This is a genomic window from Sphingobium sp. R-21 (assembly GCF_049913335.1).
Taxonomy (GTDB): Bacteria; Pseudomonadota; Alphaproteobacteria; order Sphingomonadales; family Sphingomonadaceae; genus Sphingobium.
The window spans coordinates 1302303-1321229 of sequence record NZ_CP184375.1 but is presented as its reverse complement, the minus strand read 5'-3'; the positions used below and the strand labels follow the sequence as shown (position 1 = coordinate 1321229).

Here is an 18927-nt window from a genome sequence, read left to right as displayed (position 1 = left end):
CGAGCGATCTTTCCGGTGGAGGGATTGACGGACAGTCCAACAGGGTTCAAGAAAGGCATGGAAAGAACAAGCGTTCTAGAATCGACCTCAATCAGGCGGTGTGCGATTGTTCTCGCTGTGCCGCGATGCGTGAGGCCGCGGCGGTGATAGTTGGAGAGGAATATGTCGGGTGTTGTGAAGCCTGATGAGCACAATAGCCGCTGGATCGTGGACGATCCGGCCGCCGGTGTCTTCAAGGTCAACCGGAACGCATTTACAAGCCAGGAAGTGCTGGAACTGGAGCGGGAGCGAATCTTCGATCGTGCCTGGCTCTATCTGGGTCATGCTTCGGAGCTTGCGAAGCCCAACGACTTCCTGACCCGGAGCGTCGCCGGGCGGGAGCTGATTTTCAATCGCAACCGCAAGGGCGAGTTTCAGGCCTTCTTCAATACCTGTCCGCATCGCGGGGCGCAGGTCGTTCGCGAACCAACAGGTAATGCGATCAGCTTCAAATGTTTTTATCACGGCTGGGCGTTCAACAATAACGGGAAGTTCGCGACCAGGTCCACTCCCGGAACCTATCCTGAATCGTTCAACTGCGCAGGCGACGTCGATCTGCCGAAGGTGCCAAGGCTCGAATCCCATCGCGGCTTCTTCTTCGTCAACTATGATGTCGATGCCGAGCCGCTGGCGGATTTCCTGGGCGATGCCATCCAGATCCTCGATATCGTGTCCGACCATTCGCCCAATGGCATGGAGATTGTTGGCGGAACGCATGAATATTCGATCCGGGCCAATTGGAAGCTGCTGCTCGAGAACAGTTATGACGGCTATCACGCGGCAGAGACTCATGAGACCTATTTCGATTATCTGATGGCCGAGCTGGGTCCGGAAACGCTTGCCGACATCAAGACCCTTCAGGAGATCAACCGGGCGCACACTTTCCCGAAAGGCCATGCTTTCACGGAAGCAAGGGCGCCTTGGGGTCGGCCGGTCGCCCGATCGATTCCCACCTGGGGGGAAGAGGGGAAGGCGCAGGAAGCTGCGATGGTGGCCGAGTTGAACGAGCGGGTCGGCCCCGAACTTGCGTTGCGCATCGCGGATCGCGACAGAAATGCGGGGTTTTTCCCCAATCTGGTCATCAACGATATCATGGCGATCACGGTTCGCACCTTTTATCCGGTCCAGCCCGACCTGATGCTGGTCCGTTCCTGGGCGCTCGCGCCAGTCGGGGAAGCGCCCGAGGCGCGCCATCGCCGTCTTAACAATTTTCTCGAATTTCTCGGGCCGGGCGGTTTTGCCACGCCGGACGATGTCGAGGCGCTGGAATGCGCGCAACGTGGCTACGCCTCGGCAAAGTTTGCGCCCTGGAATGATATCTCCCGCGGAATGTTGCGTGATCAACCGCGCGCCGACGACGAATCGCAGATGCGAACCTTCTGGCGCGAGTGGAACCGTCGCATCCAGGGTGGGCGATGATCATGGGGGATGTTATGGCAGATGCGGTTCAGCAGCCGCGCACGCGTGCGGATTACGAGGACTTTCTTTATCGGGAAGCCGCGCTTCTCGACCAATGGCGGCTTGAGGAGTGGTTTGCGCTCTTTGCGCCGAATGCGACATACGAGGTGCCGACATTCGGCAAGGGGCTCGACGCCCGACCGGACAGCAACCTGTTCTATATTGCGGATGATCATGCACGGCTGCGTCACCGGGTCGACCGCCTGCTGAAGATGACCGCGCATGCCGAGTGGCCGCGGTCGACCCATGTTCGGATGATCGGCAACGTCCGGGTGGAAGGGTGCGACGAAAGCGGCACGCAGGTGATGTGCAGCTTTGTCACCTATCGCTCGAAAAACAATATAACCGATACCTATATCGGCCATGCTGCCTACACATTCGTCGATGAAGGGGAGAAGCTTTTGATCCGGGCAAAGCGGATCATGCTCGGCATGAACAGTCTTCAGCCCCACGGCAAGATCAGCATCATTCTTTGACGCGACCGTGGTACATCCTTTCAGTGTGTCGGACGAGTTGTTCCGACACCTGTTCGGACTGGCAGCGGGACGCGATGGAACCGGCCTTATGACGACCATTCTGGACGCCTTTCCGCTAACCGCGGTGCCGCCTGAGGCCGAGGCGCTGCGCGCGCCGATCAAGGAATTTCTTGCCGACGCGCTGGCGGATATGCCCCCGCACCGACGTGCGCGGACATGGACAGGTTTCGATGCGAATTTTAGTCGCGCACTGGCGCAGCGTGGCTGGCTGGGCCTGACCTTGCCGAAGGAATATGGCGGCGGAGGAAAGGATAGCTTCAGCCGCTTCGTCCTGGTCGAGGAGCTGTTGGCGGCAGGCGCGCCGATCGCGGCGCACTGGATCGCCGATCGCCAGAGCGGGCCGCTCCTGATCAAGTTCGGCAGCGAAGTCCAGCGTCGGACTTTTCTGCCGCGGATCTGCCGTGGCGAAATATTCTTCTGCATCGGCATGAGCGAGCCGAATGCGGGGTCGGACCTTGCCAGCGTGCGAACCCGGGCGGTGAAAGAACCCGGTGGATGGCGCCTGAACGGATCGAAGATCTGGACGACCTATGCGCATGAATCGCAGTACATGATCGCGCTGGTACGTACGTCCGGCACGCCGGAAGACCGCCAGAAGGGGCTCTCGCAGTTCATCATCGATCTGTCGCAGCCGGGCGTCTCCGTACGTCCGATCAAGCTGGGGACTGGAGAAAGCGATTTCAGCGAAGTGCATTTCGAGGATGTTCTGCTGTCCGACGACGCGTTGGTCGGTCTCGAAGGAAATGGTTGGACACAGGTCAACGCGGAACTGGCGTTCGAGCGCAGCGGCCCCGAACGCATCTATTCCAGCCTGGTTCTTCTTGACCTGTGGGCATCGATGCTGGGCGCGGATGCAGACCCCGCAGACATAGCCTTGTTGGGCAGTCTGGTTTCCCGGCTGGCGGTGCTCCGCGCCATGTCGGTCGCGATCACGGGTCAGCTGGCGATCGGCGAATCACCGCTTATCGAGGCCGCGCTGTTCAAGGATGCCGGAACAGAGTTGGAGCAGCTTATCCCGAACGTCATCGCCGACGCCATCGCATCGACGCCGGAGCGAACGGTCGATCCGGAATTGCTGCGAACGCTCGCGGTTCTGCTTCAGCTGAATCATGTTTTCTCGCTCCGTGGCGGCACGCGGGAAATTCTGCGGGGAATGATTGCGCGGGGGCTGGGACTGCGATGATGGATATGGACATTCTGGTTGAGCCGTTCCGGCGGATGCTCGCGGACCTTTCCACGCCCTCGCAGGTGCGTGCCGTTCAGGCGACCGGCGACATTTCGCAAATCTGGCAGGAAATCGAGCGATCGGGCTTCCTGGACGCATTGCTGCCGGAAGATGTGGGTGGCAGCGCGCTGACATTGTCGGATATCTTCCCGCTTGTTGTCGAGTCCGGTGCCTTCTGTCTGCCCGTACCCTTTGCGGAGACGGTCGTCGCCCGAGCGCTGCTTCACGCGCGTGGAGCAGCCGCGCCGGAAGGGGCAATAATCGTCTTGGCGCCGCCCTCGCCGATTGTTCCGCTTGCAGCCGTCGCGACACATGTCCTGGCAATGCGGGAGGCCGCGATCATTCTTCTGCCCAGACAAGTGATCCAGCCGGATCCGTTCGACGCGCTGGGCGGACAGGTGAAGACGGACTCTGATCCGATCGCCACGATCGACGCCGACGGAATTGACCTGGAAGTGATTGCTGCCGGTCTCACCGCGGCGAAGATGGCGGGGGCGATGCGCAGGCTGCTCGATCTCTCACTGCAATATGCCGAGCAGCGACAGCAGTTCGGGCGCTCGCTCGGGAAGTTCCAGGCGATCCAGCAACAATTGGCTATAATGGCGGAACAGGTGGTTTCCGCGAAGGTCGCGGCCAATCTGGGAATGAGCGGCGCGCATTTCGATCCGCTCAAGGTGGCTCTTGCCAAGTGCCGCACCAGCGAGGCTTCGCATCAGGTCTGTGCCATCGCTCACGCCGTTCACGGTGCAATCGGGGTGACGGAGGAATATGATCTCCAGTTGCTGACCAGGCGCGTCAAACAGTGGCAGCTTGCGTTCGGCTCTGAAAGATACTGGGCCACGCGGGTCGGTGCGGCGCGGATTTCACAATGCGGCGGCACGAGCGCGGACTTTGTCCGTACGCACTTGCAGGCAGATGGCGCTGCAATGGCTGCGTAGGGAGCGGTTGTTCACCAGCCCTGTGCCTTGCGTCCTGCGTCGAATTTCGTGAGGAGCTTACATGCAGATCAATGAGGTGACGACCCTGACCCGGGAAGGTGACGTGGCTGTCATCACCGTCGACTCGCCTCCGGTCAACGCGCTCGGTGCGCCGGTGCGGGCAGGTATTGCGGCTGCAATGCGCCAGGCTGTCGCTGATGAGGCCGTGGCTGCTATTGTCCTGCTGTGCTCGGGTCGTACCTTTTTCGCGGGCGCCGACATCAGAGAGTTCGGCAAACCTCCGATCCAGCCCCTCTTGCCTGAAGTGCAGTCGATCATCGAGAATGCGACCAAGCCGATCGTGGCCGCGATCCATGGCACCGCACTCGGCGGTGGGCTGGAACTCGCGCTCGTGGCACATTACCGCATCGCAGTGCCGACGGCAAAACTTGGCCTGCCCGAGGTCAAGCTGGGCCTGCTGCCGGGGGCGGGCGGCACGCAGCGGCTGCCAAGAGTGGCTGGGGTCGAACGTGCCCTCCAGATGATCACTTCTGGCGACCCAATTACGGCCGACGTTGCCGCCGAGATCGGACTGGCCGATGCTCTGATACCGGGGGACGACCTGCGCGGTGAAGCGATTGCGTTTGCACGCGGCAAGATTGGCGCGCCGCTGGTGAAAATTCGCGACCGGCCGTTGGAGGCCGAGGCTGGCATTTTTGACGCCTTCCGGAAGGCCAATCATCGGACGTTCCGAAATCTGGAAGCGCCAGAGGCGATCATCCGCGCAATCGAGGCGGCGGCCACCCTTCCGTTCGACGATGCGCTGGCGCGAGAGCGCGAGCTGTTCAATGGATTGGTCAGCGGCCGGCAATCTGCCGCGCTCCGCTACCTATTCTTCGCGGAGCGGCAGGCGGCCAAGATAGACGGACTGACGACCAACGGATCGACGTTGCCGATCAGGAAAGTGGGTGTGGTCGGCGCCGGCACCATGGGCGGTGGCATCGCGATGAACTTCGCCAATGTCGGCATCCCCGTGATCCTCGTTGACTCGCGGCAGGAGTCGCTGGATCGCGGTCTCACCACGGTCCGCCGCAACTATGAGACGAGCGCGAAGAAGGGCCGGCTTACTATTGAGCAGGTGGAAAAGCGGATGGGGCTGCTATCCGGTTCGCTTGATCTACAGGCGCTTGCCGATTGCGACCTCGTGATCGAGGCGGTGTTCGAGCAGATGACGGTCAAACAGGAGGTAATGAGCCAGCTCGACGCGGTCGTGAAGCCTCGCGCAATCCTTGCCACCAATACCTCCTATCTCGACATTGATGCGATCGCGTCCGCTACCAGCCGGCCGGAGTGGGTGGTGGGTCTCCATTTCTTTTCACCCGCCAACGTCATGCGGCTGGTGGAGATTGTGCGCGGCGAAAAGACTGACGCCGAGGTGCTTCTCACCGCCATCGATCTCGCTCGACGGATCGGCAAGGTGGGCGTGGTCGTCAACAATGGATATGGCTTCGTCGGCAACCGGATGCTCGCGGCTCGCCATGTGCAGGCCGACGCGCTCGTCGCGGAAGGGGCCATGCCGTGGGACGTCGATCGGGTCATTCAGGAATTCGGTTTTGCCATGGGGCCTTTTGCGATGCGCGACCTTGCCGGCCTTGATGTCGGCTGGCAACGCGAAACATCGACCTCATCGACGCTGCGCGAAGTGTTGAACGAGGCCGGTCGCCATGGCCAGAAGAGCGGCGGCGGCTATTACGACTATGATGCCGATCGTCGTGCCACACCGTCACCCGCCGCCGAGCGGGCAGCGATCGATTTCTCCCGGAAACAGGGTATAAGCCGCCGCGCGGTCGATGACGCGGAGATATTCGATCGCTGCCTGTTGGCAATGGTGAACGAGGGCGCGAAGATTCTTGACGAAGGCATCGCGCAGCGAGCCTCCGACATCGATACGGTATGGATCAATGGCTATGGCTGGCCGCGATACCGCGGTGGACCAATGTTCTGGGCCGATGAGCAGGGTCTGCCGCAAATCCTCGCCAAGCTGCAGGCATTTGAGGCAAGGCATGGGGCAGCATTTGCACCATCACCGCTGATCGAGCGATTGATCGTCGGGAATAAGGGATTCACCGATGTGCGCTGAAGCTTCTCTTCCGGTTAATCCCGATGTCGACGCTGAGGCGATAGTCAAGCAAATAGCCGCAGATTGGGCAAGGCTTGGCCTGGGAGGAGATCGTGCCGGATTGATCGATCTCTACACGCAGGACGCGATTTTCTTCGGATCGCTGCCGGAGATGTACATCGGCCAGCGGGGCGTGGCAGAATATTTTGAGCTTGCACCGCTGTCGTCGTTGAAAACGATCAGTTTTGACTGGCGGGAATTCAGAGTCATCACGCCATCGGTCATAAGTGCGGGTGGCCTGGCCTATTTCGGCCTGGAGCTAGAAGGGGAGCTGGTTCGCTGGCGCTTCGGCATAAGCTGGGTACTCGTCGGATCCAACGCGAAATGGCAAATCGCCTCACATCATGCGTCGCGCCGGGAGCTGCCCACGCAAGAATGATCGCCTCAACGGCTTGCTCATAACGCTTTGGCGCATGCGGCGCTTGATACGGTATGTGACCTGACCCTCTGTCCAACATTCCCTCAATATAGGACAAATGAACTAGATATTATGATCTGTCTCGGTCATGTCTTCAATGTGGCTTGTTACCTTAAGGCGTGAACCTGCTGGGACGGGAGATGCATGTGGTTTGCCTGATCAGCTGATGGATGAGGAGAAGCCTGACAAGGTCCATGTAGCGGCCGCAGCGGCACTCGCCGAAAGAGGTGCACCTCACTTTCAAAAAGGCCTGTCCGCCTCCGTAGGCATACCGAATCCAGCGCATGCGCCCCTTTTCCACGGAGATGGGAAAACAAAACTCCTTGTCAACGTCTAATACACTTGTTCTTATGATGATGTGTGCGTATTGTGGATTTGACCGGGCGTTATCTTTTGGACCGGCTTGAAGGTTCAAGCCGGCGGTCGCTTTCGATGTGATTCGATCATGATCGCGAACGACAAGTTCGACGACAGGACGATAAATTAATGGGGAGAGGACTTTTGAAAGGAAAGATCGGAACCGTCAGCTTGGAAATATTGGCGCTTTCACTACTCGCGGCGCCTGCCTTTGCAGAGACGGCGGTATCAGATTCTGCCGTGGCAGATTCGCAAGGTTCGAAGCAAAACGAGGTTCAGCAGAACTCACCGGATGCTCGTGATATTGCAGATGCTCACGACATTATTGTCACCGCGCGACGTCGCAGCGAGACATCGCTGCAAACACCAGTCGTGCTCAGCGCTTATTCGGGCGAGCAACTGGCGCGCTTCAACGTGACAAACCTTGTTGATGTCGCCAAGCTTACTCCTCAGCTTTCCATAGGTGCTGCCAATGGGTCCTATGGCGGCATTCTGGCACTTCGCGGTGTTTCCAGTCCGACATCCAATCCTGGTGCTGAGGGTGCCGTTACAATCAATATCGATGGCGTGCCGGTCAGTTACGGGTCGGTGTTGCGCATTTCGGCATTTGACATTGGTCAGGTGGAGATCCTCAAAGGTCCACAAGCCTTGTTTTTCGGCAAAAATTCCAGTGGCGGCATCATATCCATCCGCAGCGCTGAGCCTACCGATGTATTCAAGGCGCAAATCAGCGGAGCTTATGAATTCAACGCCAGGCAGGTGGATCTCGAAGGATATGTCTCCGGTCCCGTCACCGATACTCTCAACATGCGCCTTGCCGGGCGCTTCTCGCGGCAGCGGGGCTATTTCCGCAACACCGATCCTGACCCTTCGTCCAGATATGCACCTGGGACCGACGAGGAAGCGACCCGTCTAAGCCTGAACTGGCAGCCGGACGATCAATTGACGGTCAAGCTTCGCGGCACCTATCATCATGTGCACGAAAATGGTGGCTATGGAACAAACCAGAAGGTTGGCTGTCCCGCCGGGGTTCCCGCCGGCACAGCTTCATTGCCGGGCATTGGTGATTGCGAGGCCGACAACAGGATTTCATTAGCTCGCATTCCTTCTGCCCTTGCCCGGGCCGCAACAGGCAATCCCCGCTGGGATTCGGACACATCCTATTACAAGGCGACCCAATTTCTGGTTTCCGGTGACGTCGAATATAAAATAAATGATTTCGTCACACTGAATTCGGTAACGGGATTCTACAGTATCCGGCAAAGCGCATTGGATTCAACATCGTCGGGTAGGCCGTTTTTCCTGGGTGATCAGGGACGATTTAAAAAGCATACATTCAGCGAGGAGCTTCGGCTTACCTACAATAGCCCCGATTCGCCGATTAACTTGATGCTCGGTGGATTCTATCAGGATGACAGCCTGAATTTCGAGCAGCAGGTTGTAAGGAATGCCGGCACCCGCGCCGCTCCCGTCATCGTTCCACTTACGCCGGTCTGGTATTTCCCGATCGAGGGCAAAACATATTCCGTCTTCGGTCAGATGGGCTGGGATATCATCGATGCGGTCAGCTTGTCGGCGGGTGTGAGATATTCTCAGGACAAGAAGAGTCAGGACATCACGCCTCCCAACGGCCTCCCGAACAAGTTCACAAGACCTTCCCGCACGTTCAGCAACTGGTCGCCAGAGTTGACGCTGGCCTACAAGCCGAGTCCTTTCTTCAACCTCTTCGGATCGTACAAGGAAGGGTTCAAGGCTGGATCCTACAACATCAGCGCGACAGCGTTCAACGCGCCGCTTGCCAATCCCGCAGTGACCTCGATCGACAACAGTTACGCTCCCGAAAAAGCGAAGGGCTTCGAGATTGGGTTGAAAACCTTGCTGCTCGACCGACAACTTCGTGTGAATCTGGCGGCATATTCCTACCTTTATAAGGATCTTCAGCTCAGCCGCCTTGATCCGATCGCCGTCACACTCTCCATACTGAACGCGTCATCTGCGCGTATTAAGGGACTGGAGGGCGATTTCACCTTTTCGCCCAATGCTCTACCCGGGCTTTCATTGACGGGGTCCGTCGCCTATAATTCGGCCCGTTACGCCTCCAGCTTTTTCGGGCCATGCTATACCGGGCAGACCATAGCAGCGGGTTGCGTAGGCGCTGGCAACACGCAGCAGTTCCTGGGACGACCTCTGCCGCGTGCGCCGAAGTTCAGCGGCAGCGTTGGAATGAGCTACGAAATGCCGATCGCGGATGATTGGAATGCAACGTTCAATGCCAACGGCGTCTATACATCCAGTCAATATGTGTCCCAGGAACTGAGCCCGATTGGCATAACCCCGAAGCGTTTTCTCCTGGACTCGAGCCTGACCTTTGCTTCGAAATCGAAGAGCATGGAATTTGCGATCATTGGCCGCAATTTGACCAACAAGCAGTTCCTCAACGTTGGGTTCCAGTCCCCGGGTACTGGCGGCGGCACCGGTACCACAGTGGGCACTTTGGCGGATTATGAGGGGTCGGTTTCCAGGGGACGGGAAATCTGGCTTCGGATAACGCTGAGACCCTCAGAGTTTTGATAGCCATCTTGTAAGGCTGTTTGACCCCGCATCGGCGATGCGGGGTCTTTTCATTGCGACTGGAAAGCGTTCGCGAACCGACGTTACCGGATTGGCCGTCGCACATGCCTGCGGCGGTTTTTCGCGTTGGACAAGCGAAAACAATTGTTTGCAGCATCGAACCTGCGTCTGACTTAATGGCGCGCGCTCAAGGTCGCGTTGCTAACGCGCTATGTCCATCATGACGGGGCGGAGTTGACCTGATGATGGCCAGGGATATTCCTCACCACCAGCAAGCCGTCAGCGGAAAATTTCAATCTATCGCGCTTCGGGCAATATCGACCAATGATGACATGCGAAGGCAAGGCGAAGGTTCAGGGATTGCTAGGATCCCACGCCCAATAGCGGGCAACGGCGCCGCCATCGACGCGCAGGTCGATGCCCGTGATCATCGATGCGTCGTCTGATGCCAGAAAGACGGCTGCGGCACCGTAATCACTCGCGTTCGGCAACCGCTGCAGGGGGATGCGCTTAGCGTATTTCTGGCTCATGGGGCCGACGTGATCCATCGAACCGACATCGACGTTCCAACGCTTGGCTCGGGCAGGCTTCTCTTCAAAACTGGTCGCAGTGGGCGTCAGGCTGACGACCCGGATATTCTGGGCGGCGAACTCCATCGCTGCACTTTGCGTGAAATTCAGCATTCCGGCCTTGGCGGTAGCATAGGCAATATTGCCGGGAGCACCCTGGTGACCCGTGGTCGAGATCACGTTGATGACAACGCCGCCTCGGTCGCCCTCCAGCATCTTGGCGGTGGCATATTTCGTAAAGAGAAATGATCCGTCCAAAATGACGGAGATCACCCTGCGCCAGCCGGGCAATTCCATCTCAGCGACGGTTCGTTCGTGGAAATAGGCCGCGTTGTTGACGAGGATATCGACGCGACCGTAGGTTTCCATTGCCTTGTCAACGGCTGCCTTGACGGCTGCATCGTCCGTGACGTCGCAAACGATCCCGATGGCCGATCCACCGGCTGCCCTGATCGCGTTGGCGCAACCGTCGGCATTCTGTTGCTGGGCGTCGACCGCGACGATGGACGCGCCGGCCGCTGCCAGCGCTTCTGCGATACCTCCGCCGATATTCGGGCTGGTGCCGGTGATGATCGCCACTCTTCCATCGAGCTTCATGAATCTCTCCTCGTCAAAAATTGAGAAAGCAAGTTAGAACGCTTGTGCTAGATTATAAATGCCTTATTGTCGATCTACGAAGATGGCAGGTGACAATCGGCGAGACGTGGTCACGCGGCACTGCCCGACCAAGAACTTGATGGGATAGGGATGCGCAGATGGATCTGAGGCTGGCGGGCAAGAGGGCGCTGATTACCGGAGCGTCGAAGGGAATCGGCCTCGCTGCTGCCTTCTCCCTCGGTAAGGAAGGGTGCGAAGTTGTGATCGCGGCACGGGATGGCGACGTGCTTGATCGGGCCGTTCAGGAACTGAGGTTCGCTGGTATCACGGCCGACGGCATTGCCTGCGATCTCAGCCGTGAGGCCGATCAGGATGCCTTGGTTACGCAATGCGGTGCAGTGGACATCCTGGTGAACAATGCCGGCGCGATTCCTCCGGGGTCCTTGCAAGAGATCGACATGCAGCGTTGGAGGTCGGCGTGGGATCTGAAGGTCTTTGGCTACTTCGCGCTGACTCAGAAGCTTTATAAGAAACTTGCCGAACGCCAGGGCGTCATCATCAACGTCATCGGCGCAGGAGGAGAACGTTTTCCTCCTGAATATATTGCCGGGTCGGCAGGAAATGCGGCGCTCATGGGGTTCGTCAAAGCCATGGGTCGCGCATCTTTCCACGACGGTGTTCGGGTCGTTGGCATCAATCCCGGATTTGTTCAGACCGATCGCGTCAAGATGATGATGCAGGCAAGAGCGGAGCGAGAACTCGGCAGCGCCGATCGATGGGAAGAACTCTTTTCCCACCTGCCGTTCGGTCGGGCCGCGAAGGCGGAGGAAATCGGCGACGCTGTGGCCTTTTTGGCTTCACCTCTATCCGGTTACACTTCCGGAACGATACTGACGATTGACGGGGGCTATGTCTGATCAAGACTGCGCCCATGGAGGGCGGCGCTGAATAGATGACGGACCCCGTCATCAAGCCGCCATGGGATATATGCAGGTTGTGAATTAAATCTGGGATTTGGAGAGTGACTTGGCACGGACTGTATTTACCGCCGAGCACGAGATGTTTCGGGATGCAGTTCGCGCTTTTCTCGAACAACATGTTGTGCCGCATCATCTTGAATGGGAGAAGCAAGGCCTGGTACCGCGCGAAGTGTGGCGCGAAGCCGGCAGGTGGGGATTGCTATGCCCCATGGCTCCCGAAGAATATGGCGGTGCTGGAGGTGACTTCGGCTTTGCCGCTGTGATGATAGAGGAGCTTGCCCGGGAGAACGCGACTGGGCTCGGCTTCTCCATGCACAGCGACGTGGTTACTCCCTATATTACGAAGTTCGGCACGGAAGAACTGAAGCAGGAGTGGATGCCGCGGCTGATCGCGGGAGAAGCTATCGGTGCCCTGGGCATGACGGAGCCCGGAACCGGGAGCGACGTAAAGGCCATAAGGACGACGGCCAGTCGCGAGGGCGACGAATATGTCATCAACGGTTCAAAGACCTTCATTACCAATGGTATAAATTGTGGTCTGATCATTCTTGCTTGCAAGACTGATCCCTCCGCGGGTCGCAAGGGCGTATCGCTGATCGTGGTTCCGGAAGGTACGCCGGGCTTCACGAAGGGCAGGAAACTCGACAAGATCGGTCTCCTTGCGCAGGATACTGCCGAACTGTTCTTTGAAGATGTTCGCGTCCCGGCACATTATCTGCTCGGCCAGGAAAATCTGGGCTTCTCCTACATGATGTCCGAATTGCCGCAGGAAAGGATGATCGTGCCGATCCGCGCGGCTGCCTCGATCGAGGCCATGTTGGAGCGGACGGTCGAATATACGAAGGACCGAAGCGCATTTGGAGCTCCACTGTTTTCGTTTCAGAATACCAAATTCAAGCTGGCCGATGCGCGTGCCCAGCTGGAGATGCTGCGGGCTTTCGTGGATGACTGCCTTGCGGAGTTTTTGCGTGGCGAACTCAGCGCGGATCGCGCAGCCATGGCCAAGTTGATGGGAGCCGAGATGCAAAACCGGATCCTCGATGACCTGGTCCAACTGCACGGCGGCTATGGCTTTATGAACGAATTCGTCGTCAGTCGCGCCTGGCGCGACGCCCGTGTCATGCGCATTTACGCCGGAACGTCAGAAATCATGCGCGAGATCATAGCACGCACGCTTTGACATGCGGGCCTGTTCAAGGTGAAGCTATATGACGGGAATAGTGATAGTTGATGCCATTCGGACCCCGATCGGCCGTTTTCGGGGATCGTTCTCCGGCGTGCGCGCCGATCATCTGGGGGCGAATGTCCTGCGTGCGATCGTTGATCGGAATGGCCTTTCGACGGATCATGTCGACGATGTTGTGTTCGGCTGCGTTACCCAGATTGGGGAACAATGCGGGAATATTGCGCGGACGGCGCTGCTCAGCGCCGGATGGCCAGAGCATATCCCGGGCATGACAGTCGATCGCAAATGTGGAGCGTCCGAGGCCGCGATTCACACGGCAGTAGGCGAAATCGCCAGCGGCCTGGCTGACATCGTCGTTGCGGGCGGCGCGGAGAATATGACGCGGGTTCCCATGGGCAGCAACCGTGCGCTGCATGGAGACGTGTTTGGCTGGAGATTGACAGATCGTTTTAATCTGACATCGCAGGGTGAGGCTGCCGAGAAGATTGCTGACCGTTACGGATTCACGCGCGATCAGATTGATGATTTCGCCATTGAAAGCCACCGGCGCGCGGCCGCCGCAGCTGATCGTGGCGACTTCGATGGCGAAATCAATCCGGTTAATCTTGCCGAATATGTCGAACGGGACTTGGAAGCCACTGACACAGTCTTGGTCGACGAAACCATCCGCCGGGACACGAGCCGGGAAAAGCTGGCAACATTGAAAACCAGCTTCCGTGACGATGGACGGGTGACGGCTGGAAATTCTTCCCAGATTTGCGATGGCGCAGCGGCCGTTCTGCTGGCCTCGCAAGCTGCTGCCGATCGATGGGGATTGAAGGTCCGCGCCCGGATTCGGGCCATCACGGTGGTCGGTTCGGACCCCGAACTCATGTTGACCGGACCTGTCGCCGCGACGAGCAGGATTTTGGAGCGCAGCGGGTTGAGCCTTTCAGATATCGATCTTTTCGAAGTCAATGAGGCGTTTGCGACCGTGCCGATGGCCTGGATGAAGGAACATGACGTCGGTCACGATCGCCTGAATGTGAACGGAGGCGCAATCGCTCTGGGCCATCCTTTGGGAGCTTCGGGCGCGCGGATCATGACAAGCTTGCTCAACGCGCTTGAACGTCGCGGCGGCAGGTTTGGCCTTCAGAGCATCTGTTGCGCCGGCGGGTTGGCGACGGCGACGATTATCGAGCGCTGTGAGGCTTAGCCAGGCCGGCAGTGCGACAAAACGGGAAGAGGGCCGGCCGGTTCCGGGCGCATCTGGCGTCGGATTGCTGGTCCGTTCGAGCGAGTAGGACAGCGCAATGAACGATGATAAAGCAGATGAAGCCGGCAGCTATAGCGATATTCTTTACAATGTTGCGGACAGTGTTGCCACGATCGCCATAAATCGACCGAAAAAGCTGAACGCATTCAACGGGCATACGATCGACGAGCTGCGCGATGCGGTCGCGCGTGCCGGCGAGGATCGCGCGGTCGGGGTCATCGTGCTGACGGGGGCAGGGGACAAGGCGTTCAGCGCTGGTGGGGACATCGAGTGGGAAGTTGAAGGCGGTTTGAAGGGACATGACTGGAAGCTGGGCGAAGATATTATTTCCTGCCTGAAGCCGGTCATCGCGCGGGTGAAGGGATATGCAGTGGGGGGTGGCCATCATCTCCACTATTTCTGCGATTTCACGATCGCTTCGGAAGACTCCATTTTCGGGCAGAACGGCCCCCGCGTGGCGTCGCCTGCGGGAGGATATGTCGTCTCGCATCTCGCCAGCATCATAGGCCATAAGCGTGCAAGAGAGATGTGGATGCTGTGCCGGCGCTATACGGCCGCGCAAATGCTCGAATGGGGACTGGTCAACGCGGTTGTTCCCGCAGAACAACTCGACGCCGAAGTCAGGAAGTGGTGCGATGAATTGCTCGCTCTCAGCCCTACGGCGCTCAAGACAGTCAAGTCATCCTTCAAGGATCACATGCTGCCATATATGGGCAAAAACGTTTCTGACGTGGTGACGGAGGTGGCGCCCAACTTTTTTGAAACCGGAGAACAGGAAGAGGGAGGACGTGCCTTCATTGAAAAGCGCAGGCCAGACTTCTCTCCTTATCGCTAGGAGCCAGACAGATGACTATGGAACTTCCTCTCACGTCCCCGGAAAAGGCCAGGCAATATCGTGCCGCAGGGTTGTGGCAGGACGTCACTCTAAGCGAGCGCTTTCTTGCGCAGGCTGAACGGTTTGCGGACAAGCTGGCGATTGTCGTGGATGGCCGGCGTGCGACTTACCGACAGCTTCAGCGAGACGTACTGAGCGTGGCCAATGGCTTGCTGGCCGAGGGCCTCGAACCCGGCGATGTGATCGCCGGTCAACTGCCCAATAGTTACGAGATTCCCGTTCTGCATCTCGCGTGCAATATGGTGGGTATGTTGTACATGCCGCTGCATGACAGCTGGCGTGCCCTGGAAGTCGGGCACTTGCTGGCGCAGGCCAAGGTGAAGGTGGTTATCTCGCGGCATCTATATCGCGACTTCGATTATGTGCAGATGATCAGGGATCTGAGGCCCGATCTTCCTGACCTGAAGACACATTTTGTTATCGGCGAAAGCGCGGGAGATGGGATAAAACCCTTCGAAATGCTTGTTGCGGCTGAACCGTTAGGCACAAAGCAGATTGCATCGCTCCGGCCTGATCCGGACTATCCCGCGGCGCTGATGCTGTCAGGGGGGACAACAGCAATCTCGAAGATCAGCCGCTATTCGAGCAACGATCTTCAGGCCATGCTGAATGCCGCCAGAGATGGCGCCCGTTTTGTGGAAACCGACGTGGCGGCCGCCCTTGCGCCCGCCGGAACCGGAGCGACCGGATATGTCTATCCTGTCCTCATGCCCCTGCTGAACGGCGGCACGTCGGTAATGCTCCCCCATTGGAGCAATCCTGAAGATGCGGCGGATTTGATGGTCAGGGAAAACTGCACCTACGCGACCGCGATTCCGGCTCAGCTCATCAAGCTGTTGCCCACATTCCGATCCAGGCCAAAGGGTGATTTTCATAACCTGCGAGTGATCACCAATGCCGGCGCTCCGCTTCCCTATGAAGCGGCGCGAGAGGTCGAGGAACTGACGGGCGCTGTGATCCAGAGCATTTATGGAGCGACAGATGCCGGGACGCCCACGCTGACGACTGCCGATGATCCGCGGGAGAAAAGGCTCGGCACTGTCGGTCGCATCGTTGCGGGTTGCGAATGCGAAATTCGCGATTCGGACGGTAACGCACTGCCAGCGGGCACCGTCGGTGAAGTGACCTGGCGTGGTGCTGACAAGTCATGGGGATATTTAGGGGCCGATGATCAGACCAGATCTGTATTTACGCAGGATCATTTCTACAAAAGCGGCGATCTTGGGCAATTTGACGAAGACGGTTACCTGAAGATTGTTGGGCGGATAAAGGACATGATCCTCCGGGGCGGTCGTAATGTTTCGCCCCTTTTGATCGAAGAGGCGTTGATCAAGCATGCCGACGTCCAGGACGTAGCGGTCGCGGCAATGCCGGATCCTGTGCTGGGCGAGCGGGCCTGTGCATTTGTCATAGCAAGGCCGGGAGCGGGACTGGAACTGGCGGGATTGCTGGACTTCCTGCGTGGCGAGGGCCTCGCGACATGGCAATTGCCTGAGCGGCTCGAAATCATGCAGGAGTTTCCGAGATCGGCTGGGGGCAAGACGCTGAAGCGAGAATTGACGGCGCTTGTGACTGAAAAGCTGAAAGCTGAACTGCAGCAGGGGGTATGAGGCGGTCCGCGTCGCCACAAAGGCGACACACTTGGTTCGCGGACGAAAAGGAGCCAGAGCGACGCTGAGGGGAGGCAGCGAGCGGAAGGAGACTTCACGGTCATGGACGGTGCGATGAACGAAAGGGAACAGGGCGATTTTGAAGCACTCGAACGGATTGCGCGAGGCCGCCGGTCGGTGCGCGGCTTCCTATCCGACCCGGTGCCGATGTCGATCCAACGGCGCGCTCTGGAGCTTGCACTTTCAGCGCCGTCAAACTGCAACGTGCAACCATGGTTGGTGCATGTCGTGAGCGGCAAGCCTCTGGCGCGTATCCGCCACGCGTTTGTGGAAGCGGTGTCGGCTGGAATCGCCGCTGAGCCGGATTTTTCGGGGCTGTTGACCTACCCCGGTATTTATCGCGACAGGCAGGTGGATAGCGCCCGCCAACTTTATGCTGCAATGGGCATCGCCCGCGACGACCGGTCAGCACGCAATCATGCCGCGCTGCGTAATTTCGGATTTTTCGACGCGCCGCACGCTGCCTTTCTCTTCGTGCCCGACTGGGCGCTGTCGCGTGAAATCGCTGACTGTGGGCTCTACGCTCAGACGCTGATGCTTGGGTTGACGGCGCTCGGCATTGCGTCCTGTCCTCAGGGAGCCTTGGGCTATTATCCTGATATCGTGCGATCGGAACTGGGAATTGGACCGGACCAGCGACTGCTCTATGGCATATCCTTCGGATTTGAAGACATGTCCGTCCCCGCCAACGCCGCGCGGACAGGGCGTAGTCCCCTCGAGGAAACTACCAGCTTCCATGGCTGATCCAGCGAGATCATGACGATTCAGGCTTCGCGGCCGGTTGACGCCAAGCAGTCGCGTTTCGAAGGCTCGCTGAAGTCTGCAGAGCCTGTAGAATATCTATTGCAACTACATTTCCAAGGCTATGCTGGCGCGGCCAGCGCTGGATCACCCAATTCGGCGCGGCTGATGCCCAGTGCTTTCATTTCGCGCTCCGCCACGAACAAGCGCCCCGTATATTCTTCCGGATCAGCGCATGCGACGAAATAGATGATCATCCGGGACGGGATGACCGTATCGATTGGACGCGGCTCGCCTTCTTTCGGAACAAAACCCCTGGACGCCAATCGTGCCGAAACCACTTCGGATGCTACCCAGCCGGGATGCAGACCGATGACAAACACATTTTGTGCCCGCAATTCGGGCGCAATGACATTGGAAAGTCGATCCAGCGCGCGCTTGCTGGCGAAGTAACTGGGCGTGGTCCCACTGAATCCGAATGACGTGGCCGCCGGTACTTCTTCTTCTACCCGGCGATGCGCTTCGGCGGAACCGGTGGTGATGTTGATGATTCGCCCACCACCGCGAGCGGCCATGATCGGGGTTGCAAGTTGCATCAGGATGAACGGTGCGTGGAGATTGACGTCGAAATCGCGCGACCATTCTTCGAAGCTGATGTCCAGAAATGGCTTCGACCAAACCGAGCCCACCGTGGATGCGGCGTTATTCACCAGGATATCAACCCCGCCAAATCGGGCTACAGTTTCATCGACTATCCGCTTCAGGTCGGCCCGCCGAGCAAGATCGGCCTGCACAATCAGCGCCTCCCCGCCGGCTTTCTCGATCAATCGCGCCGTCGCGCCAAGGCTGCCCGGCAGATCCGGATCGCGATCAATCGTGCGTGCAACCAATGCCACCTTGACGCCGCGCCGTGTCAGATCAAGCGAGACCTGCCGGCCGACCCCGCGGCTCGCACCGGTCACGATTGCGATTTTTCCTGTCAGATCAAGTTCGTGCTGACGTTCCATGTTCCATCCTCTTGTCCTGGCGTTTGCTCAGCGTGTGTCGACATGGCGTGTACCGGCGCGATGATATTTTATTCGATTTGAATCGTCTCCGGATCGAGTAGCCGCTGTTTGGCAGGGACCGGCGCGGGTATACCGGCGAGCCGTGGGTCAAAGTGTTCGCGCTGAAGGATAGTGAGAAGCTATTGGCTTTATCGGCATTGCCTATCACTCTCTCTATAGCATTTGATAGTGCAATTGTTCTAAAATTGTCCGGATTGTGAGTCTAAGAATGTTTGACGAGTCTCGAATGGCCCGAAAATGAGCCAACAGCGATGTTATGCGGCCCGG

General features: G+C 58.5%; 15 protein-coding genes. 13 read left to right on the top strand and 2 right to left on the bottom strand.

Features of this window, described 5'->3' with window-relative positions:
- The first annotated feature begins 162 nt into the window (after positions 1–162).
- The 7 genes from ACN9MX_RS20510 to ACN9MX_RS20480 all read left to right on the top strand — a co-directional run bounded on the left by ACN9MX_RS20510 (position 163) and on the right by ACN9MX_RS20480 (position 9700).
- Positions 163–1458: an aromatic ring-hydroxylating oxygenase subunit alpha gene (locus ACN9MX_RS20510; RefSeq protein WP_133651232.1), complete on the top strand. Its 1296-nt coding sequence runs from the start codon at positions 163–165 to the stop codon at positions 1456–1458.
- A 14-nt stretch (positions 1459–1472) separates the two neighbouring features.
- Complete coding sequence (locus tag ACN9MX_RS20505) at positions 1473–1973, top strand: aromatic-ring-hydroxylating dioxygenase subunit beta (protein ID WP_363828704.1); 501 nt, start codon at positions 1473–1475, stop codon at positions 1971–1973.
- Positions 1974–2061: 88 nt separating this feature from the next.
- Complete coding sequence (locus tag ACN9MX_RS20500; protein ID WP_363828701.1) at positions 2062–3216, top strand: acyl-CoA dehydrogenase family protein; 1155 nt, start codon at positions 2062–2064, stop codon at positions 3214–3216.
- Positions 3213–4196 (top strand): acyl-CoA dehydrogenase family protein, encoded by a 984-nt coding sequence (locus tag ACN9MX_RS20495; RefSeq protein ID WP_426387704.1) that lies wholly within the window; start codon positions 3213–3215, stop codon positions 4194–4196. Before ACN9MX_RS20500 ends, ACN9MX_RS20495 begins: the two co-directional genes overlap by 4 nt.
- Positions 4197–4257: 61 nt before the next feature.
- On the top strand, positions 4258–6315 hold the full coding sequence (locus tag ACN9MX_RS20490; protein WP_363828695.1) for a 3-hydroxyacyl-CoA dehydrogenase NAD-binding domain-containing protein: 2058 nt from the start codon (positions 4258–4260) through the stop codon (positions 6313–6315).
- Positions 6305–6733 carry a YybH family protein gene (locus tag ACN9MX_RS20485; RefSeq protein WP_363828692.1) on the top strand — a complete coding sequence of 143 codons (429 nt, stop codon included), beginning with the start codon at positions 6305–6307 and terminating at the stop codon, positions 6731–6733. The genes ACN9MX_RS20490 and ACN9MX_RS20485 overlap by 11 nt, the downstream gene beginning before the upstream one ends.
- A 540-nt stretch (positions 6734–7273) precedes the next feature.
- Positions 7274–9700, top strand: coding sequence for a TonB-dependent receptor (locus ACN9MX_RS20480; protein ID WP_363828689.1), 2427 nt, complete (start codon positions 7274–7276; stop codon positions 9698–9700).
- Between the two features lie 353 nt (positions 9701–10053).
- On the opposite strand, the gene ACN9MX_RS20475 is transcribed toward ACN9MX_RS20480, so the two are convergent.
- Positions 10054–10848 carry an SDR family NAD(P)-dependent oxidoreductase gene (locus tag ACN9MX_RS20475; RefSeq protein WP_363828686.1) on the bottom strand — a complete coding sequence of 265 codons (795 nt, stop codon included), beginning with the start codon at positions 10846–10848 and terminating at the stop codon, positions 10054–10056.
- 176 nt (positions 10849–11024) lie between these two features.
- Here ACN9MX_RS20475 and ACN9MX_RS20470 point away from each other — a divergent pair, with 176 nt between their 5' ends.
- From ACN9MX_RS20470 to ACN9MX_RS20445, 6 genes are all read left to right on the top strand, one after another.
- On the top strand, positions 11025–11783 hold the full coding sequence (locus ACN9MX_RS20470) for a short-chain dehydrogenase/reductase (protein ID WP_363828683.1): 759 nt from the start codon (positions 11025–11027) through the stop codon (positions 11781–11783).
- Between the two features lie 109 nt (positions 11784–11892).
- The gene (locus tag ACN9MX_RS20465; protein ID WP_363828680.1) at positions 11893–13026 is read left to right on the top strand and encodes an acyl-CoA dehydrogenase family protein; all 1134 of its coding nucleotides are present in this window, start codon (positions 11893–11895) and stop codon (positions 13024–13026) included.
- Positions 13027–13054: 28 nt separating this feature from the next.
- Positions 13055–14227 (top strand): thiolase family protein, encoded by a 1173-nt coding sequence (locus tag ACN9MX_RS20460; protein WP_363828677.1) that lies wholly within the window; start codon positions 13055–13057, stop codon positions 14225–14227.
- A 97-nt stretch (positions 14228–14324) separates the two neighbouring features.
- Complete coding sequence (locus tag ACN9MX_RS20455; RefSeq protein ID WP_363828674.1) at positions 14325–15122, top strand: enoyl-CoA hydratase-related protein; 798 nt, start codon at positions 14325–14327, stop codon at positions 15120–15122.
- An 11-nt stretch (positions 15123–15133) separates the two neighbouring features.
- On the top strand, positions 15134–16792 hold the full coding sequence (locus tag ACN9MX_RS20450) for an AMP-binding protein (RefSeq protein WP_363828671.1): 1659 nt from the start codon (positions 15134–15136) through the stop codon (positions 16790–16792).
- 102 nt (positions 16793–16894) lie between these two features.
- Positions 16895–17596 (top strand): nitroreductase, encoded by a 702-nt coding sequence (locus tag ACN9MX_RS20445; RefSeq protein WP_363828669.1) that lies wholly within the window; start codon positions 16895–16897, stop codon positions 17594–17596.
- 119 nt (positions 17597–17715) lie between these two features.
- Here ACN9MX_RS20445 and ACN9MX_RS20440 read toward each other — a convergent pair whose 3' ends face one another.
- Complete coding sequence (locus tag ACN9MX_RS20440; protein ID WP_363828666.1) at positions 17716–18600, bottom strand: SDR family NAD(P)-dependent oxidoreductase; 885 nt, start codon at positions 18598–18600, stop codon at positions 17716–17718.
- Positions 18601–18927: the final 327 nt, after the last annotated feature.